This window comes from Spirosoma koreense (assembly GCF_054777875.1).
Window position 1 is genome coordinate 933,554 of record NZ_BAAHAC010000029.1, and the last position, 22,353, is coordinate 955,906.

At 52.5% G+C, this 22,353-nt stretch carries 18 protein-coding genes; 5 read left to right on the forward strand and 13 right to left on the reverse strand.

What is annotated here, in order from left to right:
* Position 1: 1 nt before the first annotated feature.
* Both ACYVC2_RS31765 and ACYVC2_RS31770 read left to right on the forward strand, forming a co-directional pair.
* On the forward strand, positions 2 to 2,083 hold the full coding sequence (locus ACYVC2_RS31765; RefSeq protein WP_461109633.1) for a glycoside hydrolase family 97 protein: 2,082 nt from the start codon (positions 2 to 4) through the stop codon (positions 2,081 to 2,083).
* A gap of 78 nt (positions 2,084 to 2,161) precedes the next feature.
* Entirely contained in the window at positions 2,162 to 2,695 is a 534-nt protein-coding gene (locus ACYVC2_RS31770; RefSeq protein WP_461109635.1) for a hypothetical protein, read from the forward strand.
* On the opposite strand, the gene ACYVC2_RS31775 is transcribed toward ACYVC2_RS31770, so the two are convergent.
* From ACYVC2_RS31775 to ACYVC2_RS31800, 6 genes are all read right to left on the reverse strand, one after another.
* The gene (locus tag ACYVC2_RS31775; RefSeq protein ID WP_461109637.1) at positions 2,692 to 3,354 is read right to left on the reverse strand and encodes an endonuclease III domain-containing protein; all 663 of its coding nucleotides are present in this window, start codon (positions 3,352 to 3,354) and stop codon (positions 2,692 to 2,694) included. The genes ACYVC2_RS31770 and ACYVC2_RS31775 overlap by 4 nt on opposite strands.
* Positions 3,355 to 3,461: 107 nt before the next feature.
* Positions 3,462 to 4,745 carry an OmpA family protein gene (locus tag ACYVC2_RS31780; RefSeq protein WP_461109639.1) on the reverse strand — a complete coding sequence of 428 codons (1,284 nt, stop codon included), beginning with the start codon at positions 4,743 to 4,745 and terminating at the stop codon, positions 3,462 to 3,464.
* Between the two features lie 148 nt (positions 4,746 to 4,893).
* A complete protein-coding gene (locus ACYVC2_RS31785) occupies positions 4,894 to 6,792 on the reverse strand; it encodes a malate synthase (RefSeq protein WP_461109640.1) in 1,899 nt (632 codons plus the stop codon).
* An 86-nt stretch (positions 6,793 to 6,878) separates the two neighbouring features.
* Entirely contained in the window at positions 6,879 to 8,015 is a 1,137-nt protein-coding gene (locus ACYVC2_RS31790) for a mechanosensitive ion channel family protein (protein WP_461109641.1), read from the reverse strand.
* Between the two features lie 225 nt (positions 8,016 to 8,240).
* A complete protein-coding gene (locus ACYVC2_RS31795) occupies positions 8,241 to 9,695 on the reverse strand; it encodes a DUF1501 domain-containing protein (RefSeq protein ID WP_461109642.1) in 1,455 nt (484 codons plus the stop codon).
* 67 nt (positions 9,696 to 9,762) lie between these two features.
* Entirely contained in the window at positions 9,763 to 13,209 is a 3,447-nt protein-coding gene (locus ACYVC2_RS31800; protein WP_461109643.1) for a DUF1553 domain-containing protein, read from the reverse strand.
* Positions 13,210 to 13,603: 394 nt separating this feature from the next.
* Between ACYVC2_RS31800 and ACYVC2_RS31805 the strand changes: the two genes are divergently transcribed.
* The 3 genes from ACYVC2_RS31805 to ACYVC2_RS31815 all read left to right on the forward strand — a co-directional run bounded on the left by ACYVC2_RS31805 (position 13,604) and on the right by ACYVC2_RS31815 (position 15,810).
* Entirely contained in the window at positions 13,604 to 14,080 is a 477-nt protein-coding gene (locus tag ACYVC2_RS31805) for a RidA family protein (RefSeq protein ID WP_461109644.1), read from the forward strand.
* A gap of 3 nt (positions 14,081 to 14,083) precedes the next feature.
* Positions 14,084 to 15,199, forward strand: coding sequence for a D-TA family PLP-dependent enzyme (locus tag ACYVC2_RS31810; protein ID WP_461109645.1), 1,116 nt, complete (start codon positions 14,084 to 14,086; stop codon positions 15,197 to 15,199).
* A gap of 137 nt (positions 15,200 to 15,336) precedes the next feature.
* Positions 15,337 to 15,810: a hypothetical protein gene (locus tag ACYVC2_RS31815; RefSeq protein ID WP_461109646.1), complete on the forward strand. Its 474-nt coding sequence runs from the start codon at positions 15,337 to 15,339 to the stop codon at positions 15,808 to 15,810.
* A gap of 82 nt (positions 15,811 to 15,892) precedes the next feature.
* Here ACYVC2_RS31815 and ACYVC2_RS31820 read toward each other — a convergent pair whose 3' ends face one another.
* The 7 genes from ACYVC2_RS31820 to ACYVC2_RS31850 all read right to left on the reverse strand — a co-directional run bounded on the left by ACYVC2_RS31820 (position 15,893) and on the right by ACYVC2_RS31850 (position 22,284).
* Positions 15,893 to 17,425: a leucine-rich repeat domain-containing protein gene (locus ACYVC2_RS31820; RefSeq protein WP_461109647.1), complete on the reverse strand. Its 1,533-nt coding sequence runs from the start codon at positions 17,423 to 17,425 to the stop codon at positions 15,893 to 15,895.
* A gap of 7 nt (positions 17,426 to 17,432) precedes the next feature.
* Positions 17,433 to 18,503 (reverse strand): NHL repeat-containing protein, encoded by a 1,071-nt coding sequence (locus tag ACYVC2_RS31825; protein ID WP_461109648.1) that lies wholly within the window; start codon positions 18,501 to 18,503, stop codon positions 17,433 to 17,435.
* Positions 18,504 to 18,668: 165 nt separating this feature from the next.
* Complete coding sequence (locus ACYVC2_RS31830; RefSeq protein WP_461109650.1) at positions 18,669 to 19,124, reverse strand: DUF4890 domain-containing protein; 456 nt, start codon at positions 19,122 to 19,124, stop codon at positions 18,669 to 18,671.
* A gap of 78 nt (positions 19,125 to 19,202) precedes the next feature.
* The gene (locus tag ACYVC2_RS31835) at positions 19,203 to 19,694 is read right to left on the reverse strand and encodes a GAF domain-containing protein (protein ID WP_461109652.1); all 492 of its coding nucleotides are present in this window, start codon (positions 19,692 to 19,694) and stop codon (positions 19,203 to 19,205) included.
* A gap of 68 nt (positions 19,695 to 19,762) precedes the next feature.
* Complete coding sequence (locus ACYVC2_RS31840; RefSeq protein WP_461109654.1) at positions 19,763 to 20,269, reverse strand: hypothetical protein; 507 nt, start codon at positions 20,267 to 20,269, stop codon at positions 19,763 to 19,765.
* Between the two features lie 78 nt (positions 20,270 to 20,347).
* A complete protein-coding gene (mreC, locus tag ACYVC2_RS31845; RefSeq protein ID WP_461109751.1) occupies positions 20,348 to 21,181 on the reverse strand; it encodes a rod shape-determining protein MreC in 834 nt (277 codons plus the stop codon).
* Between the two features lie 77 nt (positions 21,182 to 21,258).
* Positions 21,259 to 22,284 (reverse strand): rod shape-determining protein, encoded by a 1,026-nt coding sequence (locus tag ACYVC2_RS31850; protein WP_163954706.1) that lies wholly within the window; start codon positions 22,282 to 22,284, stop codon positions 21,259 to 21,261.
* Between the last annotated feature and the right edge of the window lie 69 nt (positions 22,285 to 22,353).

A 22,353-nucleotide genomic window follows, 5' to 3' on the forward strand; every position in this document is an offset into this window, starting at 1 on the left:
CATGTCATTTACCCTTCGATTTTTCGCCTGCCTGGCTCTCCTGGGCCCGGCATGGGGGTTGTATGCTCAGTCGACAACCTCGCTCTCCTCGCCCGATAAGGCTGTCGTAGTAACGGTCAGAAACCTTAGCAATGGCAGCGTAACCTATCAGGTTTCATACAAAGGCAAAAAAGTTATCGAACCGTCTGGCCTGGGTTTTGTTTTCAGTAAGCCCCAACTGGCGCTGACCACCTTTACGATTACCGCTTCGGATTCTACCACCGTCGATGAAACCTGGAAGCCGGTCTGGGGCGAGGTGAGCCTGATTCGCAATCAGTATAAGCAGCTAACTCTCACACTGGCCGATAAAGCGTCATCCGGTATTTCGGTGCGCGTGCGGTTCCGGGTCTTTAACGATGGCGTTGGTTTCCGGTATGAGTTTCCGGAGCAAAAAGCACTCACTCACTTTGTTGTAGACGACGAGAAAACCCAGTTCACGCTGGCGGCCGATCACAAAACCTTCTGGATACCCGGCGACTACGACACCAACGAATACCTCTATAACACCACCAAACTGAGCGAAGTCGATGCGTTGGCAGCGGCTAGTAAAGAGAAAGACATCGCGCTGAAGTCGCTGGCGGGTGCCGACGTTATTCAGTCGCCGTTGTTGTTCAAAACGAGTGAGGGGTTGTATATCAGTCTTTTCGAAGCCGCTCTGGTTAACTATCCGGTTATGCATTTAAAGCTGGATAAGAAAGCGCTCCGGTTGACCACGCAACTGGTTCCTGATGCGGTGGGCAACAAAGCGTATTTACAAACGCCCGCGAAAACGCCCTGGCGAACCATCATCGTCAGCGATAAAGCCACGGACCTGCTAGCCTCCAAACTTATTCTGAACCTCAATGAGCCCTCGACCATTGCCGATCCGTCGTGGATCAAACCGCAGAAATTTGTGGGTATGTGGTGGGAAATGCACGTCGGCAAAGCGACCTGGGAAAAAGCGGGTGGCAAACACGGCGCGAATACGCAGAATGTAAAGACCTACATCGACTTCGCGGCCAAAAATGGATTCGATGGTGTATTGGTCGAAGGCTGGAACGTGGGCTGGGAAGACTGGTTCGGCAACTGGAAAGAGAACGTGTTCGACTTCGTAACCCCCTACTCGGATTACAATCTCGACTCCCTAACGGCCTACGCCCAGCGAAAAGGGGTCCGGCTCATCATGCACCACGAAACGTCGGGTTCGGTAACCAACTACGAACGTCGGATGGATGCCGCTTTTCAGTACATGGTGAAGGAAGGCATCAATACCGTGAAGACCGGTTATGTAGGTCGGATTATCCCGCGGGGCGAGCACCACGACGGCCAGTGGATGGTGAACCATTACCAGCGCGTAGCCGAAAAAGCGGCTCAGTACAAAATCATGCTGGACTCGCACGAATCGTCCCGGCCGACGGGCTTGCACCGCACGTATCCGAACTGGATGGCCAGCGAAGCCGCCCGGGGTAGCGAATTCAACAATGCCCCTACACTAGGCATTACGCCCGAACATACTACCATTTTGCCCTTCACCCGGATGTTGGGTGGCCCCATGGATTTCACACCGGGGTTGTTTCGTTTCAAACTCGATCAGTTCGACAGCACACGAACCACGCGGGTTCGTACGACGCTCGCCAAGCAACTGGCCTTGTACATTACGATCTACAGCCCGTTGCAAATGGCCGCCGATCTGCCGGAAAATTATGAGAAACATCGGGATGCCCTTCAGTTTATCCGGGACGTAGCCGTCGACTGGGACGATACGAAAATCCTGGCCGCCGAACCCGGCGATTATATCACGATTGCCCGCAAAGCCAAAGGAAAATCCGACTGGTTTCTCGGCTCGATCACCGACGAAGACAGCCGGGATCAGACGATTTCATTAGACTTTTTAGAAACCGGACGGTCGTATGAAGCTACGCTGTATCGGGATGCAACTAGCGCCGACTGGCAGACAAATCCTGAAGCGTATACCATCGAGAAAAAGCGCGTGACCAGCCAAACCAAACTACCCATTCATCTGGCTAAAGGAGGAGGTTGCGCTATACGATTCGTCAGACAATAGATTTTTTCGTTGATTCGTACCGTTAATCAGACCAGACGGATGACCATACGCTTTATTTTATCGCCAAAACTCAGTCTCGTGAAATATGCATTGCTGCTTCTGCTTGCCTGCTCGTTTAATGCGCTGGCACAGATCAGGCTACCGACGAATGAATCAGGCCAGGTGCAATATCAGGAAATTGTGCGGGTACCCGACAGCAAGCGTCCGGCTCGCCAGCTCATGGAACAGGCAAAAACCTGGGCCCAACAACACTACCGGGCTAGCCTAACCACCGAGCAGCAGTACGATCAGGAACACAACATTCTGTTCATCCGATCGTCGTACCCCATCAATGGTCAGGTTGTCCGATATATACTCACCATCGAACCCAAATATGGCCGTTACCGGGCTACGCTGACCGATCTGGTAGCGGAGAACAACGGCATCAATCTTCCGATTCAGGCAACCAGTACCACCGTTGCTGATATCAACCGGGCGACGGCCGATACGATAAAGAATCAGACGCTGGTCGAGCAGACAGCTCAGCAGCAGGAAAGTCTTTACAAACAACTCAACCAGTGGTGCCGCGAGACGCTGGCAAGCCTGAAAGAGGCCATGACGGAGGACAATTAACGATGCCGCTCCACCCCCACCTGTTCGCACCAGGGTAAGACCGGGCAGGTAGAGCAATGCGGCAGTGTGCCCGTACAGACGTGTTTTCCGAAGGGCATCAACAACCGGTTGATACTCACCCACTGCTCGCGGGGAACCTTTGTTTCCAGCACTTTTAAAGTCTGCTCCGGTTGTTTGGTCTGCACAAATCCCCAGCGGTTCACTACCCGATGCACATGGATATCGACACTGATTGCAGCCTGACCCGTAGCGACCCCAAGCGCCAGATTTGCGCATTTCGGACCGACGCCTTTCAGGGAAGTGAGCGTGGTATACTCGGCGGGTAGTTCGCCCCCAAATTCGTTTACGATCCGCTCGGCAATGCCACGCATTGTATACGCTTTCTGATCAGGATAGGTCGTGCCGTAAAGAAGCTCGGTCAGCGTCGGAATATCCAGTGCCAGCAGCTGTTCGGGCGTTCGCGCTTTCTCAAACAGGCGCAGTGACACCGGTATGGTTGTTTCGTCGAGGGTCCGGATCGAGACGATGCACGAGATGAGTTGCTCGAACAGCGTGTTGTACCCACGCTCGAACAAGTCGAACATAGCCGCTTTGGGATAGGGTCTGATAGCGGCTTCAACCTGAGCCAGCACCACGTTGAGATCAAAATTAGGTTTCATGCCAAGTCATGTAATGTCATTGCCAGTAAGCCAGAGCGGCTTACTGGCATTCTTGGTTATCAACAATCGAAACAACAAAATGACTGGCAATGACTATTGAATGGCTTTTACACGTTTACAACAACCATTTCGACCCGTCGGTTTTCGGGGCGCTCTTTCAGGCTTTTATTGGTATTTATGGGTCGTGAAGGACCGTACCCGACGGTTTCGATCCGCCCGGCACCGATACCTTTGCTGACCAGGTATCGCTTCACTTCATTGACCCGATTGCGTGATAACTCGACATTGGCATCGAACTCCCCGACAGTATCGGTATGCCCTTCCAACCGAATCTGCATGGTCGGATTAGCTTGCATAACCCCCACGAGCCGGTCTAGCTCTGGAAAAGATTCCGGCTTGAGATCGTATTTTGACGCGCTGAAATAAATATTTTTCAACGTGATTTTGGCCCCGGCTTCAATCGGCACCAAACTAAAATCCAGCCCTACGTCGACGCGGTTGGTTGCCAGTGTATCACTCCGACTAAAATAGCCTTTCGCCGAAGCGGTTAATACATACACTCCCCTGCGTTCGATTGGAATCTGGTATTTTCCGGTTGGATCGACACTACGCACCGAATCGGCCGGATCGTCGCCGGAGGCTTCAGCACCCGAAAGCAGTCGGTATGTCACCGTAGCGACGATTGGTTTTTTCGTTTTAGCGTCGGTCGTTACCCCATTGATAGCTACGCGTGTGGGTGCAACAGGCACAGTTGGATTGGGCGTTTCCTTTGGTGTACCAAGGCCTGGGCTTGTACGGGGCGTGTAGCGGGGTTGCTGCGGCTTTGGCTGAACCGGCGCCGGTGCTCTGGGCGTACGCTGCGAATAGGCTTCTTTCCGGCGTGGGTTGATGATGTGTACCCCCCAGAAGTTGAAGCAAACCGTGGTGCCCCGGTCTTTACACTCGAAGAGATCGAAGGTAGTATAACCCGGATCGATCCGTTCGAAATAAACCACAAAATCAACCCGTTCGCCCGGCTGCACCGCCCGGCGCATCTCGGGCGGAATATTTTCGGCCCGGATGTATTTATAAGACCGCTCCCCCTGATTGACGTACAGCCGGGAGGTAGGCTCAAACCCGATAGTGTTCTGAGCAGTTTGTGGTATGGTTATGCCACCGTCCGGCGTGGGAATTGGGAACGGCCACGATCGTCTGGATAGCCCGCGCTGTTGCTTAGCTTCAAACTTCATGTAGATGATCGTGTATTTTTCGGTTAGCTCGACTCGCTTGATGCTGACATCCTGGTCGTTCACGTCGTCGACCTGGGGGACTTCAGTGGTGTATTGTACCTGCGCGCGTAATCCCGAAATGCTCAGCAGCAGGAACAGACAGGTAAGTAACGGGCGGTTCATAGTCGCTATAAACAAAGTAGTTGTTGTTTATAACGTTTGATTACGCCCGGTAGTTTAGGGTTTAATGGATTAAGAAGATTAGGGGGCTAGTATGCTTTTCACCAATTTAGTATCCAGTAGGCTCATCACAATGCACTGAAATCTGCGGTCACCTGCTTTGCATAAAATCGAGGTTTTCCGTAATCCGTTTTCCCTCGTTTGTCAACGTATCCATGTAAAGGTCGATTCGGCGTCTGGCCTCCGTCAGGTCAGTATTATTGAGGTTGATATTTAGCAGATCCACAAACCAGGGCGCTTTTATCGGGCTAAGTACATAGACGGTGGCAATTTCTCTGGCAATGGGCAAGGTGGTTGTTTTTGATGCATCGAATACATCCTTAGAGCTGGCTCTCAGCAATTTATCATACTCCTGATCGAGCAATGTTTTATACAACGCTTCCGAAAAAACATCGCCCGCTTCAACGCCGGTTTCCGGGTCGGCTTCTGTTAGCCTGGCCCCTTTGTGCAACCATTCCCAGAGAATACTCAGCCGGATTTCGCCGGTAGCCATATCCTCCATGAGGTACAAAATATCGTCGTTACCAAAGAAGTCGGCGGGTTTCAGCGCAGCGGCCTGCATACCCTGTCCAAAAGCATTGCCGTACTGGAGTGCTACGCTCAACAGGTTCCGGGCGCCCCGAATGTTGATCGGAGCAGACTCCAGTTCAATCAGACCATCGGCATCCATTTGGGTATAGGTTAGCCGCGGAAACTCACGACCCAGTTGATTGGCGGCCCCCGCTTTTTCCCAGACGGGTCTGACAATGTGGACCATTTTCCAGTGAGCTACCCACTTTCCACTGGCCCCTTCGCGCTGTTCGCGTTCAGCTCCGGAAACAGCTTTCTGCATGCTGGCGGCAACCCCTGCTTCCGAACCGACCGGAATATTTGGCTCCATACCACCCTGCCACAAGGCGAAATTACCGTTCAGGTCGGGGGTATTGACCGCCCGCCGAACCCGATCTTCGTAATTCCGCATGTAGCCATACGTCATCGTAATCGACTCGATATTCGGATTGACGAAGCCATTATCCCAGGCCATGGCGTCGGAGACGCTGTTGATATAATCCCAGCGACCGGTATTGAATCCCACGAAATGCTTACCCAGAACCGCCCGAATCTCCATCAACTGGTACGTAGCTTCCAATTGCTCGACCAGTACGTATACCTTGACAGTACCAATGGCCAGGTTCAGATGATTCTCAAGCGCACTGATCAGCGCATTCCAGATACCGGCTTCTTCGGCTGTCTGAATTTTAGGCAAGTACAACACAATCGACGAGCCTGCCTGTTGCAGCGCCTGGTAGTTGTTTACTACATAGAGTGTCAGGTCGACGATAGAAGCGGCCATAGCCACTCCGTCTGCATCGCGAATATGACGATCGTCGAGGTGCAGTCCGCGCGCCCGAAATATTTTCGTTGTAAAGTTTAGCTGCTCTTTCCAGTCGAGGATGGTCTTATGGCCCAGAAACGACTCGGCCCACCGATTCATCTCAGCAGCTACCTGTTCGGCAACGGAGAGAAACAGGGGGTCTTTATGAATGGCCAGTTTCAGGTTTCGCTGGTTATCGAGCGACATGGTCGTGATTTGGCCCAGGGCATCTTCACCATCGAACATCCAGCCATCGGCCCCGGAAAGCAGGGCATACGCCACATTGCGAATACTACTTTCGACAGGCGCGTTAGGCTTAGCAGCCGGACCGGTGCCCTGTATCCACTGGCGCTGTAGATCAGCCGGAATCACGGCTCCTTCAAATCTGCCATCGCGGGCGTCCTGCACTCGGATGGCCGTTCCCCCAATGGTGCTCTCCGGATCCGGAAAGCTGATTTTCGTTTGGGTCTGCTGCCGGTCAGCACGGCGTTTCAGCCGAGCGGTCATGACTTCTTTGATACGCTTATTAAAAGGGGCCAGTACCGAAAGCGCTTGTAGCGCTTCAGCGGTATACACATCAGAATACGTCTCGTTCAGGTTGTCGCGAATGGTCAACATGATATACTGGAGTTTCATTTTAAGTCAAAGCGGCAACGCGACGGTCTTTTACCATATGTGGAGTCGTACAAGACCCAGGCTAATGGCTTTCTGCCAGGCTTTTTTTATTGGTCGATCTGCTCAGAAACTTTCGTAGTTTCCTTCGCTTTAGGCTCTTCGGATAATAGCAACCGAGTATGAGGCAGGCTTTGCGGATACTCATCTCGAATGAAAGCGATGAGCCCCTCCCGCAGGTGACAACGCAAATCGAAGGCCGACGGCGAGTCGGGCGCTGAAACCAGCACCCGTACCTGAATGCTGCTCGGTTGAATGTCGGTCACCTGCACGGCAAACGTCTCGCCGGTCCAGAGCGGATCATTCTGGGCCAGTTCACGCGCCTTTTCCCGAACTCGCTCGACCGGTATGGTATAATCCAAATAAATTAAAATCGACCCGATGATCGACGCATCGGAGCGAGTCCAGTTTTCAAACGGATTTTCTACGAAATACGTAATGGGCAGAATCAGTCGACGGCGGTCCCAGAGTCGTACGATAACGTTCGTCAGGTTAATTTCTTCGATGCGCCCCCACTCTTTCTCGACCACAACGGCATCGTCTAACCGAATTTGCTGATTAAAGGCAATCTGAATACCAGCCAGCAAATTAGCGAGGGTTTTCTGAGCAGCAAACCCAATGACAACCGACACGACCCCGGCCGATGTGAGCACGCTCAGCCCAACTTTACGACTACCCTGAAACGAGATCAGCACCAACGACGCCCCCAGAACGATAACGGCAAAGGCAACAATTCGCCGGATAAATCGCACCTGCGTAACAAATTTTCGGTGGGACAGGTTAGCATCTTTGGTCGTATCGTACTGATCGACAAGCCTTAATTCGCTCACTTTCAGCACCTGAACGATTAACCAGGTCGTAGTAATTAAAAACAGGACTTCGGCCGTCTTGTCGGCAATCGGATGCCGACGCAGAAACCGTTCCGACTGGAGGTCGGTTGCCAGGAGAAAAAACAGAGACGGTACAAAAACCCAGAACGCCCAGCGAGCATGGACTTTCAGGAGGGTAATCGTTTGAAAGGGCCGTCGGCGGGCAATGAACCGGATTATCTGAGTAATGACAAAATCGACGATCAGGCCCAGCAGGCAGGCCGTGATCAGGAGTATCCACCCCGACAAATCCCGGTTAGGGATGTAACCGAACCAACGAACGATAGCCCGAATCCATACATCTAATTGCTGCTGCATACGTTACAAATAGGGTTGTTGTGACCACCTGCCAAAGGCAAGCCCCTGCTACTGCTAACGAGTTTATTCCTGGCGGGGTTTCGTCAGGCTATCTTTGGCACCTGCTTCTGAACCGTAAACGGCAGAAAGCTACCTGCCCGCAAAAATGTACGTTCTGCCTGAAAAGAGAAAGTCCCCACCGGTTTTGCTTATCGGAAGGGACTTTTTGTGGTAGAATTTTATTGATCAGGCCAGCAGAGATTTCACTACTTTGCCGTGCACGTCGGTCAGCCGATACCGTCGCCCCTGGTTTTTGAATGTCAGCTTTTCGTGATCGATGCCAAGCAGGTGCAGGACCGTTGCCTGAAAATCGTGAACGTGCACCGGATCTTTAACGACATTATAGCCAAACTCATCAGTTTCGCCATAAACCAGTCCTTTTTTGACCCCGGCACCGGCCATCCAGACGGTAAACGCACGCGGATGGTGATCGCGTCCGTAATTGTCTTTGGTGAGTTTCCCCTGCGAGTAACTCCCCCGCCCGAATTCACCGCCCCAGATCACAAGCGTATCGTCTAGCAATCCCCGCTGCTTCAGGTCCTGAATCAGAGCGGCCGACGGCTGATCGACGCTTTGCGTCTGAATTTTAATATCGTTCGGCAGATTCCCATGCTGATCCCAGCCCTGATGATAGAGCTGGACAAACTTCACATCTTTTTCGACCAGCTTGCGCGCCAGCAAACAGTTGGCTGCAAACGTACCCGGCTTCCTGCTTTCCGGGCCATACATGTCAAAAATATAATCGGGTTCTTTCGAGATGTCGAGGGTTTCGGGGACCGACGTTTGCATTCGGTACGCCATTTCATACTGCGCCATCCGGCTATTGATTTCCGGGTCCAGCACGTGCCTGAATTGCTCCTGATGGAGCTTGGTCAGGTAATCGAGCATCCGACGACGGCTGGGTTTATCGATACCCGGCGGATTGTTGAGGTAATACACGGGGTCCGGTCCGGATCGAAAGACTACGCCCTGATGTACCGACGGCAGAAACCCGTTGCTCCAGAGTTTGGCATACAGCGGCTGATCGCCGTTACGCCCTTTCGACAGCAAAACGACAAAGGCCGGCAGATTCTGGTTATCAGACCCTAATCCGTAGCTAATCCACGAGCCGAACGACGGGCGGCCGGCCTGCTGGCTTCCGGTCTGAAAGAACGTAACGGCGGGGTCGTGATTGATGGCCTCCGTGTTGAGCGACCGGATAAAGGTCAGATCATCGGCGATGCGGGCCGTGTGCGGCAGTAGTTCGCTGATCCACATGCGGCTGGGGCCGTACTGCGCGAATTTATATTTCGAGGCTGCCAGCGGAAAGTGACTCTGACCGGCGCTCATGCCGGTCAGCCGTTGTCCGTTTCGAACCGATGCGGGCAAATCCTGCCCCCACATGGTTTCGAGTTTCGGCTTGTAATCGAACAGTTCCAACTGCGAAGGCGCTCCACTCTGGAACAGGTAGATCACCCGCTTCACTTTGGGCGGAAAATGGGGTTTCCCGACGGCTGGGTTTTCACCGGGAGCGGTCGTACCACCGAATAAACTCGTCGGATTCAGCAGCGACGCCAGGGCAATGGTACCCAGGCCCGCGCCCGCCTGACCCAAAAAATTTCGGCGACTAAATTGGTCGTGTATTTGATCCTGAATGTCCATAGGCATGGGCAGAGGGCAGAGGGCATGGGGTAAAGGGAAATAACCCTTAGCCCCGAGCCCCATGCCCTTACCGCTTTATAATCGCTTCATCGAAATTCATAATGGTACTCGCCACCACGGTCCAGGCGGCTAATTCGGCCGGATTCAGGGTTTTATCCACCGGATACTCCCCTACTGACAGCAACTCCGACGCCCGCTTCGGATTCTTCCTGAAATCAGCCAGTTCTTCCTCGTAGAGCTGTTTCATCAGCGCGGCTTCCTCGATTCGGGCGGGCCGACTAATCACCGATTTGAAGATTATACCGATGTGATCTCCTGGCGTTGGTATGGCCCGCTGCGCCAGCACCCGGGCAGCTTCCACAAACTGTGGATCGTTGAGCGTCACGAGCGCCTGCAACGGCGTGCTGGTTTTCTGTCGCTTGACAATACAGGTGTGTCGTTCGGAGGCATCGAAGTTAAGCATCATGGGCGCGGGCGACGAGCGTTTCCAGATCGTGTACATCGACCTCCGGTATAAACTATCACCCTGGCTTTGTATGTATTTTACGGCATTTCGCGTAGCCAGCGCTTCCCAGATACCAGCGGGCTGATACGGTCGTACGCTTGGTCCACCGATCCGCTGCGTCAGGAGGCCACTCGCGGCCAGCGCATTGTCGCGCACTTGTTCGGCCGACATCCGGTAGCTGGCTCCCCTGGTTAAATACACATTGTCGGGGTCGGCTTCTCTGGCTTTTTCGCTTACCACCGACGATTGCCGGTAGGTCGCCGACATAACGATCAGCTTATGCATTTCCTTCGTATTCCAGCCCGAATCACGGAAGCGCACTGCCAGATAATCCAGCAGTTCGGGATGGCTCGGCAAAGCACCCTGGTTGCCGAAGTCGTCGCTGTTTTTAGCAATTCCCTGGCCAAAGTACTGCTGCCAGAACCGATTGACCATTACCCGACTGAACAGTGGATTTTCGGGCATCAGCAACCATTTGGCCAGCCCCAGCCGGTTCCTGGGGAAATTGGCGGGGAGTGGTGTCATGCTATGCAACACGGCGGGCGTCACCAGTTCGCCCGGTGCGTCGTAAGCTCCCCGTTTCAGCAGATGCGTCGGTCGCGGGTATTTCCGCTCATGCATGACCATCACCTGGTCGGAATTCGTGTACAACATCAGTTGCTCACCACGCAGGCACATGGCATCGGCAAAATTTTTCCGGTACACCGAATCCTGCGTCGTAACGTAGTAGGTGTACAGGCTGGCACGCTGAGCAGGTGTGCGCTTGGTAGTGGGCGTCTGCAGCGCAAGCGCGAGGGCATCGGTACCCGTAGCCAGCCCGGTCATTTCGAGGGGCGTCAGGCAGCGGTTATAAATGCGCAACTCATCGACGGCTATATCCCGATAAAAATAATCGTGCATTCGGCCAATGTAAAACGAATGCTGAGCCCAGTGGGTCTTATTTTTCCCATAGACAATGCTGTGCTGAAGGTTGTTGGTGATGACCCGCGTCCGCATGGGTTTTCCGTTCAGATATAACGACAGGCCATTTGTTTGCCCACGCCCATCGTAGGTAAAAGCCACCTGGAACCACTGATGAACAGGCACTTTATCGACAGACTCGATGTCGAGTGCATTGGCAGGCCACACGTGGTTCAACGTTAGTTTCAGGCGTCCGTCGGCCAGCAAGTCGAGCTGATAGCCGCGCTGACCGTCCATCGGGCCAGTCGTGCGGCCCAGCAGCGTAGCAGCGCTGTTCGCTTTGGCCAGGTTAAACCAACTGCTGATCGTAAACGGCTCGTTTTGTTCAAAAACGGCAAAATTGGACGGCAGGCTGATGTAACTGTCACCGGGCAAATACCGGGCATTTCCAAACCGGCCCGGCACGCTGTATGGCAGGTTGTCCGAGTCGCCACCCAGCCACGCCGGAATCGTATCGTTCACTTCGTTGGCAAACGCGTTTCGTGGATCTTTCCAAAGCTCTTCTTTGGTTTTGCGTTTGGCTACCTTCTTTTCTTCCGGCAGCTTTTTGCCAAGTTTTTTGAGCCGCTCTTCTTCTTTTCTGCGCTGTTCGTCTTCCAGTTTCCGCTTTTCGTTGGCCGCTTTCACATACGCTTTGATATCTGTGCGATCCGCTTCATCAAATGTATAATGGGCAATCAGCCCGACGTTCGACGGGCTACCTGCGGCTTTAGGACCTGCCAGCCACTGAGAAAAGCGTTGCTGATAATCCGATTGATTGATGTTCAGCTTCTGTTCCAGTGGAGTCAGCTCTTCGCGGATGTATTTAAGCTGGGCGTCCGTTTGGGGTGTCGTCAGGGTAATGGTCGGAGCCGCTTCGCCATTGTACGGAATTTGCCCCCGCTCGTTGTTGCTGTTAAAAAAGGCGTACAGTGAGTAGTAATCTTTCTGGCTAATGGGGTCATACTTATGATCGTGGCAGCGGGCGCACTCAGTAGTCAGCCCCAGAAACGCTTTGCCAAACGTATTGACCCGGTCGGCTACGTATTCGGTTCGGTATTCTTCGTCCACAATACCGCCCTCCTGACTTTGCTGGTGATTCCGGTTGAAAGCGGTCGCCAACAACATGGGCTGCGTTGGATTCGGCAGAAGATCGCCCGCGAGCTGCCAGGTAACGAAGCGATCGAACGAGAGGTTACGGTTAAAGGCTTTGATGACCCAGTCACGATAAGGCCATATGGTACGCAGGCCATCATCCTGATACCCGTCCGTATCGGCGTAGCGGGCCACATCGAGCCATTCGACGGCCTGCCGTTCGCCATAGTGCGGATTGTTCAGCAGCCGGTTGACCACTTTCTCGTACGCATTAGGCGATTGATCAGCCAAAAAAGCGTCGACTTCTGCCGGTGTTGGTGGCAAACCGGTCAAATCGAGAGTTACACGCCGGAGTAATGTCGTTTTGTCGGCTTCGGGCGCGTGGGGCAATGCAGAAAATCCCGGCGCTTTGAGGCTTTGCTGCTTTGCCAGCACAAACCGGTCGATATCGTTCTTCACCCACCGCTCGTCGCTTACTTTCGGAATTTGGGGCATCGTGGGCGCAATGAGCGACCAATGTTGTTTGTACTCGGCCCCCTGCTCTACCCAGCGAATGAGCAGGGCTTTTTCCTCCGTCGTCAATGTCAGATTCGACTTCGGAGTTGGCATCATTTCGTCGGGATCGGTCGAAAGAATCCGGTGTACCAGTTCGCTGCTGGCCAAGTCCCGCGGTACGATAGCTGTGTGCCCGCTTTTGGCCAGTGCTTCGTAAGCGCCTTCGGGTGTATCCAGGCGCAGACCCGCCTGCTGCTTGGCTTTATCGGGTCCGTGACAGGCAAAACAGCGGTCCGACAAAATAGGTTTTACGTGCAGGTTGTAATCGACCTTTTCGGGCAAACTGGCTTCAACCGCCACAATATCAGCTGGTTTGTCAACAGATTTATGGCAGGATGTGAGCCAGACCGATGTACTGAACAGGCCCACCGTTGCAGTAACCAGAGCGTATCTAAATCGTATGTCAGACCAGACAGACATGCTAACGAACGAGTTGAGAATGAATGAACCTTACAAAATTAGCGTGGTAAGACGTGCTAAAAATAACCTATTTTATCATCTAAACAGCCAATTTTACCGACCGGAGGGCACTTTAGTCACAATAGGGAATTTGCCAGACAGGCCTGAATACAATCCGAAAAAACAATGTAGCCAACCCACTTTCAGGTAACATTTACATGGGGTAGTTCCGTTCAAATTCAGGATTAAAACTTGGTTATATATGATTTTTTCGGTTAAAATGAAGCAGTTTTTTTACCGATGCCGGCAGATGGACCAAAGAGGACAAGAATGTTTGACGAAAGCGTTAATTTGAGCGCTCAAACAAATTTTCGGACTGAGTAGCTGTCAATCCGGAACTGCAACTCTTTTGTTTATGCCAACGAACACGATTTCACCCGAGGTTGCTTTTGCGCAACTGGGTCTTTCCTTACCACCTGCTCCTCAGCCATTGGGTGTTTATAAACCTTACCTGATCGACGGCAAGTACCTGTACGTTTCGGGGCATGGTACCGTCAGAGACGACAAAAGCCTAATCATCGGCCGCATTGGTGAAGATATGGATATTGAGGAAGGTAAACTGGCGGCCCGGCAGGTAGGCCTGGCTATATTGTCGACCATTCGCACCAACCTCGGTAGCCTCGACCGCGTGAAGCGGGTCATTAAAGTGCTGGGTATGGTCAACTGCGTACCCGATTTCAAACGGCATCCGTATGTCATCAACGGATGCAGCGAACTGTTTGCGGCCGTTTGGGGTGAAGAAAACGGCATTGGGGTCCGCTCTGCTGTGGGTATGGGATCGCTGCCCGACAACATTCCGGTCGAAATCGAGGCTCTGTTTGAACTTGCCTGACCGATGGAGCAAACGTCCTGGTACCAAATCGACGACCTGAACCAGATCGATACCCCCGCTCTGGTTATTTATCCGGACCGTGTACGGCAGAATATCGCGCTGCTGGTCGATGGAATCGACGATGTTAACCGCTTACGTCCGCACGTAAAGACGCACAAAACCCGGGAAGCCACGCAGCTCATGCTCGAAGCGGGTATCCGCAAATTCAAGTGTGCCACCATTGCCGAAGCGGAGATGCTGGCTCAGGCTGGCGCGCCGGATGTGCTGCTGGCCTATCAGCCGAACGGGGTGAAGATGCACCGGCTGCTGGCACTGATGAAAGCTTACCCCGATACACAGTTTTCCTGCCTGGTCGATAACCTCGACACCGCCCGCGAGCTGTCAACCCAGGCTCAGGAAGCGGGGCTGGTCGTTCCAGTTTATATCGATCTGAACGTGGGGATGAATCGAACGGGTATTACACCCGACAAGAATGTGCTTTCGCTCTATACCGAACTTAGCCAACTGAAAGGCATACGGCCCGTAGGTCTGCATGCCTATGATGGGCACATGCGCAATCCGGACCTAGCCGCCCGGAAAGCAGAGTGCGACGCATCGTTTGCGCCCGTACAACAATTGAGCGACCAGTTGACTGCACTCGGTTTCGGAAAGCCGGTCATCGTTGCGGGAGGAAGCCCGAGTTTCCCGATTCATGCTCAGCGGGGAGAGGTCGAGTGCAGCCCCGGTACGTTTGTCTACTGGGACAAGACGTATCTGGGTATTTTGCCGGAGCAACCTTTTCAGTCGGCCGCGCTGGTCGTAGCCAGGGTTATATCGCTGCCGGGCCCTACAAAAATCTGTTTGGACCTGGGCCATAAAGCTATTGCGGCCGAGTCGCCGTTAGAGCAGCGGGTCACGTTCCTGAATGCCCCCGACTTACAGGCCGTCGGGCAGAGCGAAGAACACCTAGTGCTGGAAGCGGGCGAAAATCACGGTTATCGCATTGGCGACGTCTTGTATGGCTTGCCGAATCACATTTGTCCGACCTGTGCGCTTTATGAGCGTGGGTTCACAATTGAAGCGGGCAGGCTAACCGGCGAATGGCGCACAATTTCCCGCGATCGAACCCTGACGTATTAATGCCTAGGTTCGTGAGTTATAGCTAATTTTTGTCATCCCGACGCCAGGAGGGACCTTAAAGCTTATTCGTTAGTGAGTCAGGATGCACTAAGATCCCTCCTGGCGTCGGGATGACAAAACAAAGACTCTTCAGATGAATGACTATTGACCAGCAGACAATTATATTGCTTTATACTTTTCTAAGACAGGCTGATTTGTCCATTGACCGAGTTCGTTGGACTTCCTGGAAAGAACTTGCTCACTTTTACCAGGATAAACTTAAACCGACTCAAGTAATTAATATTTTAGATTCTACGGTTATTATAGAAGCCTCTTGGTTAGAAAGAATTATTCAACATAGAGCTGCTTTTAAGCCTTCCGAATACGAAATTTTACGCGCTACGCTGCTTTATTACCAAGAGCTACTAGATCAATCCGACCCTGCTACCGTCCAGATCGAAACCTGCTCCCTATGGATTAAATACTTAACTTATACACTTTTAGAGCCCTATTTAAGTCGAAATGTTCGAGACCGATGTATGTCTCCAGAACACTACTTAGAAAATCCAGCAGTAAAGACATACCCTTTGGAAGAGCTCGTTGACATTCAAGGCCTAATTAAAACTGTTTAATAAGGACTTTACTCCCCTTAAATCAGTATTGACCTTTGCCATAACTCGGGTTGTAATAAAAGCCTGCTCAACCAATGGACTGCTACGGTTTCTTTTCCTCTTTGGGCGTTTCCGAGGCTTTTTTGGCCAGCTCGGCAATAGCCTGCTCATTGAGTCCGCCAATGACGTCGAGTTGGGGCATTGCCTTTTTCAAATCCGCTACTCCCTGATCGGTTACTTTGGTTTGCCAGAGATAGACGGTCTTCAGGCTCTTCAGGCTTTGCAGTTCAGCCAGCCCCGCGTCGGTGATAGCCGTACCGTAGAGGTTCAGGTACTCCAGATTACTCAACCCGTTCAGTTGTTTCAGCCCGGCATCTGTAATTTTGGTTTGCTCCAGATGTAGTTTCTGGAGATTCTTCAACCTGGCAACCTGCGCCAGTGCCGCGTCCGTGATTTCCGTATCGCCGAGCTTAAGCCAAACGATCTGATTACTAAGCTTTGGCAGAACGGAGGCCTGTGCATCGCTGAACGTTCGGATATTTACGGCGCTCACTTCGAGCTGATTTTGCTCTTTCGACAACGGCAGAACCAGTAAACCCGTTTTCTTCACCTCGTCGATTATCTTCGGGTCGGCCGCGGGCACTTTCATGGTCAGTACCGGCGACTCGGGGGCGGGACCGCTGCTGGCCACGCGGGCACCTTCGGCTGATGTCGGTCCATTGCCACCCAGCGAAGCCAGAACAGGCCGAATGGCATCGCTGACCTTCAGATCGGATACTTTTTTATCGAAGGTAGCGCCCTGATCGATCCACCAGGTCAGCAGGGCCACCTGGCTATCGGTCAGTTGCGGCTTGCCTTTAGGCGGCATATGATGGTCGTCTTCTTCGGGCAATAGACAAACTTTTACCAGACCACTCTTCCGGCCGTTGCCCGTTACCAGTACCGGTCCATCTTCGGAGCCCTTCCTGATCTGGTCGGGCCCATCCAGTCGCAAACCCGCTTTGGACTTATCGGCATTATGGCATTGAACACAGCGGGTTTGCAGAATCGGATTGACGATCTGCTGATATACCTTCGCCTGAGCGACATCGGTGATTGGCTCGAATGTCATTTTGGTTTGCTTCGGCCCTACCCCCGTCAGCGTCCGAATGGGGGCTGGTGCATATTGAGTGAGGTAATCAGACCCGTGAGTCAGGTTACCGCCCAGGTGCCCCGTCGATAGCAAAAGCAACAAAGCAATACCCAGGACCGGTAAATATAAGAGCGGAGCAAACGAAACAAACCGTCCCAGATTCTCCGACTTAACCGACCAGGCAACCCACGCCAGAGCAGTAACACCGATTCCCTGCCATTTGTGCGCTTCCAGGGTTTCGGCGTCGTAACCGCCCGCCAATGACAGCATGTAGCCGAAAATACAGGCCATCGTGGCGCTAACGGCCGACCAGAATAGAATCAGCGTAATAGTGTGGGGACTCACCGAATTCCGGCGCGTCAGTCGGTCTAGTTCGAGCAAGCCTGCAATAAGCAGAAACCCGATAGGTAAGTGAACGATGAGTGGGTGAAAATGCCCCCAGAACAATACCCAGTCGGCGGGGGGCGCAGTGGCTACCTGCAGCAGCATAGATACATTCCTCATTAGCACATCAGGCAACCCGCTCCAGTTTGATAGGGTACGTCTTTTTAGAGGCCCACTGAGCTACGTAAATATTGTCATCTTCATCGATCAGCACGTCGTGCGGGTGCAGAAATGGTGAATTGCTCCGATCCTTACGCTGTTCGGCGAGTTTACCATCCTGATATACTGGTGCCGTACCGCCCGGTGTCGAAACGACTTTGTCATTCTTATCCAGAATGGTAATATAGCCTGAATCCGGGTAGGCATCGGATGTGCTGCGAAACACAGCGCCGTAGATATTATCGCCATGCAGAACGGGCCGACAGATAAACGAACCCGGCAAAGCGATGGTCGACAGGTATTTGCCATCCAGCGAGAACCGCTTGAGCGCATTGTGCCGACGATCGGTAATCAATAAAGTCGGATTGCCCGCTACCCGCCGATCTACGGCGATTCCGTGGCAGCAGTCGAAGGTGTCATTAGTTTCCCCTTTGCCGCCAAACACTTTAATCAGCTTACCGGATTTATCGTACTGCATGACGTAGTTCAGACCGTAGCCGTCTACGACATAGATATCACCATTTGCCGGATTGATGGCCGTTTCGGTCGGTTTAAACTGGCTTGGATAATCGTATTTTCCGCTTTCTTTCGGATAGTCCAGTTTCATCAATTCCCGGCCTTTCAGGTCGGTTTTGATCACCTGATGGCGGTCGGTATCGGTAATCAGCAGGAACTGATCACTTCCTTCACCACCCAGGGTCAGCCCGTGTCCACCGGGGTACGTATGGCCCCAGTTTTCGAGGAGCTTACCAGATTTATCGTATATGAGAATATTGTTTTTTGTCTCGTTCGTCAACAGAATAACCCGGCCTTTGGCATCCAGTACCATTTCGTGGCAGTCGTTTACCGGATTCGTCGCTGGGTCCAGCACACCCCAGCCCGGTACCACCCGATACCGGAAATTATTGTGGCCGATCGTGATCACATCCTTACGGGTTCGAGCTGATTTAGCGGATAGGATGGTCGGTGCCGCCACAGCTGACAGGGCTGTCAACGACGACTTAGCGATAAAGGAACGGCGGGAAAGGAACGAAGACATAGCTATCAGGCAAACGGTTTACCTTAAAAGAACACGGGAGTAAAACTTTACTGCAAGACGGGCACACACCTGCTTAGGTCTACCCAAAACAAAACCCGGCCGCCTGTATGCTGGTGGATGATTCCAACATACAGGCGACCGGATTTTAATTACTTCTTAACTGATCTACTTCTGATCAGTGTCCTCTTTAGCATCGTTGGGGCGACCGTGCCCTTTGCGCATATGCCCTTTCATGGATTCCAGCTTGGCAAACTGATCGGCGGTGAGCAGGCTTTTCAGCTTGGCTTTGTAATCGTCGGCATTGGCTTTCAGGGCCTGCGCTTTCGCATGGTTATCGTCGGTGCTAGCCTGGATGGCATTTACTTTCTGCGCACGGGATAAGGTGGCGTCGTACACTTTTTGAGAGGTCGTCTTGTCCAGACTTAGCTCCTGCGTCATCCGGTCCGTCATTTTGCGGGCTCGTGTTTCCGGATCGGCCATTGGGCGTTGACCCATAGACCGGTTTTTCCCTATCCGCGTGGTTGTCTGCGCTTGTGGGTCGGGGGTTGTGTTTTGCTGAGCCAGCAGTGGTAACGAAAGGAGCGAGAGCATAAGCCCGCTCAAAGCAAGTTTCTTCAACATGGTTCTTTTGGTTTACTGTGAACCTAAGACTGTTGAAGGGCCTCCAGGTTTAATAACCCGGCGGGATTTAATTTGAACTTAATCAGCCAGCGTTCGGGTAATCAACGCAGCGATTTGCTCCAACCCTTCGGCATCGGCCTCACTGAAATCATTCAGTTGGTCGCTGTCTACGTCCAGCACCATAATGACCCCGCCGTTCCGGTCGAACACGGGCACGACGATTTCAGACTTCGAGGCTGAACTACAGGCAATATGGCCGGGAAACTGCTCCACATCGGGCACCAGAATGGTTTCCCGGCGGGAATAAGCCGCTCCACAAACCCCTTTACCAAACCCGATGCGGGTGCATGCAATGGGCCCCTGAAAAGGTCCTAAAACGAGTTGGTCGTCTTTTTTCAAATAAAAACCGATCCAGAAAAAGCCAAAGGCCTCTTTCAGAGCAGCGGTGATATTGGCAAGATTAGCCACCAGATCCGACTCACCTTCGATGAGCGCGGCTACCTGCGGAATCAGGCTTTCGTAAATGGCTTTTCGCTCGGTTGTCTGGGGGATAAAAAGTGTTTCAGCCATGATTTTGGGCTATAATTCGGTTTATAAACAGGCAAAGCCGTAAACTCACAACCACTTTTATACGCCAATTAGTTGCGGGTGAAAAACTGGATTAGCACAATGCTGACGGTTGTCAGTAAGGTACTGGCTCCTACCCGAATCAGGGTAGGTATGAAGAGCGATAAGCTGCTGGCTTCGATAAAAAACAGGGCGGTGTGATGAATAAGCGTCAGCACTAACACGTACCGGAAAAACGGTCCGGCTCCGAGTTGTCGCAACCCAAACTCGATTCGTGTCTCCAAACCCGGTACGTCGATAAAGGCGCGTACCACCAGCGGTCGGCAGTAAGCCATCAGGACCGTTGCGGCCGCGTGCATACCCAGCGTGTTGTAGAACGTGTCCACGAGGACGCCCGTTACGAAAGCGATGAGTAGGAGCCAGGTCATGCTGATCTCATTGGGCAGCAACAAAATGCAGGCAATGTAAATAAAGCAGAACGCATAATCGAACAACACGACATTCCGCACGAGCAGAATCTGCAACGCCAGGTAGAGAACAAACAAAAAGGCCGTAGACAGGATTTCGCGTAGGGTCATCTAGTGTAGTCATCAGTCGATGGTTATCAGTGGTTAGCCACAAACATGGCAAATGGCTACCGACAGCCGTCTACTGTTCTATTTTTCCTTTTCAACTTTTTCCAATTGCTCCTGCTCCTTTTGCAGTTGGTTTTCGACAACGTATACAAAGGCCAGGTTACTAAAGTCGGTTGCCAGATCGAGCGTCAGGTCATGAAACGTCTGGTTCGGCTGTACACCCACGGACCGAACGCGCCCAATAAGAATACCGGGTGGGAACGTTAAACTGAACCCGGACGTAACGACTGAATCGCCCTGACTGACGGGTTTATCCCGCCGAACATCCATCAGTTTGATCAACCGTGGATTAACCCCATCCCAGCGGGTCGAACCAATCTCGTTGGCTTTCACCAATTTTGAGGATACCAGGAACTCGGAGTGCAAAATCGAGATAACGTACGAGAAGTGCGGACTGCAAACTTTTATTTTGCCCACCAATCCAGTCGGCGAAATGACAGCCATACCCGGTCGAATTCCGTCGTCGGTCCCTTTATCGATGGTAATGTAGTTGTTGGCGAATTGGGTAGTATTGTTCACTACCTTCGCCACCGTAAATTTAAACCGGCTTGCAAACACAGAATCCGCCTGATAGGCAGCAGGTGCCGCGGGCTTACTTTGCAGCAACTGCGTCAGTCTGGCGTTGAGCTGTTGATTCTCCAGCGCCAGATCGGCGTTTACCTGCCGCAAACGGGCGTATTCGTTAGCTGCGTTCGACCAGGCCATGACCTTCGCTACGTAGCGGTTCGAGGTGTTGAAATACGTAGCACTCCAGTAGTTACTGCTGTTGATAATGAAGTAGAAACAAAGTACCTCCAGCAGCACAAACAGTATGAAGTGGCGACTTCGAATAAAAAAGTCTACTAATTCGCCCATGGGGTGGTAGTGCCGGACCTCCGGGCCCGGTTGCATAGCAGTCGGTTCGCAGCCGGACCAGCCAGCCCGGCACTACGTTAGCTGATCAGAACTGACTTATATAAATCCAGGTTCTTAATGACCTCGCCCGTACCTTTCACGACCGCCTTGAGCGGATCGTCGGCCACGTGAATTGGGAGCTTGGTTTTCGCACCCAGCCGTTTATCCAGTCCGTGCAGCAGGGCGCCCCCCCCCGTCAGGTGGATGCCGTTGGTGTAAATATCGGCCGACAGTTCCGGTGGCGAAATTTCAAGGGCTTTCATGGTAGCTTCTTCGATTTTCGAGATGGACTTGTCGAGCGAATACGCGATTTCGCTGTAGGTTACCTTAATTTCTTTCGGAATCCCGGTCATCAGGTCACGACCACGGATTTCATAATCGGCTGGCGGGTTGTCGAGTTCGGGCAGAGCCGAGCCCACTTCCATTTTGATTTGTTCAGCCGACCGTTCCCCGATGAGCAGGTTATGCTCCCGACGCATGTAATCGACGATGTCCCGGGTAAAGACATCACCCGCGATCCGGATCGATTGTTCGCAGACGATACCCGACAGCGCAATGACAGCGATTTCGGTCGTCCCGCCCCCGATATCCACGATCATCGTTCCGTTGGGCTGCGTAATGTCGATGCCTATACCGATAGCGGCTGCAATCGGTTCGTGTACCATGTACACTTCTTTGGCACCTGCATGTTCGGCCGAATCCTTTACCGCCCGCTTCTCCACTTCGGTGATTCCCGACGGAATGCAGATAACCATTCGGTGCGACGGCGAGAAAAGTTTACTGCCCGTATCGATCATTTTGATCATTCCCCGAATCATGAGCTCAGCGGCCGTAAAATCGGCAATAACGCCATCTTTCAGGGGACGAATCGTTTTAATATTTTCGTTAGTCTTTTCGTGCATTTGCATGGCCTTGTGGCCAATCGCCAGTACTTTGCCGCTCGCCTTATCCATAGCAATAATCGAGGGCTCATCCACCACGATCCGATCCTTATGAATAATCAGGGTATTCGCTGTGCCCAGGTCAATCGCGATATCGCTGGTTAAAAAATTAAAAAGTCCCATTATATAGCAAGCGCCGAACGCCTTATTACGGATACAGGTTTTAAAAGTTTGCAAAAATATAGATTATTC

What these genes read in the sequence shown, in the direction of transcription:
- ACYVC2_RS31810 (WP_461109645.1), top strand. Translation starts at nt 14,084, where the DNA reads ATGGAGCAAACGTCCTGGTACCAAATCGACGACCTGAACCAGATCGAT.
- ACYVC2_RS31765 (WP_461109633.1), top strand. Translation starts at nt 2, where the DNA reads ATGTCATTTACCCTTCGATTTTTCGCCTGCCTGGCTCTCCTGGGCCCG.
- ACYVC2_RS31775 (WP_461109637.1), bottom strand. Translation starts at nt 3,354, where the DNA reads ATGAAACCTAATTTTGATCTCAACGTGGTGCTGGCTCAGGTTGAAGCC.
- ACYVC2_RS31815 (WP_461109646.1), top strand. Translation starts at nt 15,337, where the DNA reads ATGACTATTGACCAGCAGACAATTATATTGCTTTATACTTTTCTAAGA.
- ACYVC2_RS31840 (WP_461109654.1), bottom strand. Translation starts at nt 20,269, where the DNA reads ATGACCCTACGCGAAATCCTGTCTACGGCCTTTTTGTTTGTTCTCTAC.
- mreC (WP_461109751.1), bottom strand. Translation starts at nt 21,181, where the DNA reads ATGGGCGAATTAGTAGACTTTTTTATTCGAAGTCGCCACTTCATACTG.
- ACYVC2_RS31820 (WP_461109647.1), bottom strand. Translation starts at nt 17,425, where the DNA reads ATGAGGAATGTATCTATGCTGCTGCAGGTAGCCACTGCGCCCCCCGCC.
- ACYVC2_RS31830 (WP_461109650.1), bottom strand. Translation starts at nt 19,124, where the DNA reads ATGTTGAAGAAACTTGCTTTGAGCGGGCTTATGCTCTCGCTCCTTTCG.
- ACYVC2_RS31785 (WP_461109640.1), bottom strand. Translation starts at nt 6,792, where the DNA reads ATGAAACTCCAGTATATCATGTTGACCATTCGCGACAACCTGAACGAG.
- ACYVC2_RS31780 (WP_461109639.1), bottom strand. Translation starts at nt 4,745, where the DNA reads ATGAACCGCCCGTTACTTACCTGTCTGTTCCTGCTGCTGAGCATTTCG.
- ACYVC2_RS31825 (WP_461109648.1), bottom strand. Translation starts at nt 18,503, where the DNA reads ATGTCTTCGTTCCTTTCCCGCCGTTCCTTTATCGCTAAGTCGTCGTTG.
- ACYVC2_RS31850 (WP_163954706.1), bottom strand. Translation starts at nt 22,284, where the DNA reads ATGGGACTTTTTAATTTTTTAACCAGCGATATCGCGATTGACCTGGGC.
- ACYVC2_RS31790 (WP_461109641.1), bottom strand. Translation starts at nt 8,015, where the DNA reads ATGCAGCAGCAATTAGATGTATGGATTCGGGCTATCGTTCGTTGGTTC.
- ACYVC2_RS31795 (WP_461109642.1), bottom strand. Translation starts at nt 9,695, where the DNA reads ATGGACATTCAGGATCAAATACACGACCAATTTAGTCGCCGAAATTTT.
- ACYVC2_RS31835 (WP_461109652.1), bottom strand. Translation starts at nt 19,694, where the DNA reads ATGGCTGAAACACTTTTTATCCCCCAGACAACCGAGCGAAAAGCCATT.
- ACYVC2_RS31800 (WP_461109643.1), bottom strand. Translation starts at nt 13,209, where the DNA reads ATGTCTGTCTGGTCTGACATACGATTTAGATACGCTCTGGTTACTGCA.
- ACYVC2_RS31805 (WP_461109644.1), top strand. Translation starts at nt 13,604, where the DNA reads ATGCCAACGAACACGATTTCACCCGAGGTTGCTTTTGCGCAACTGGGT.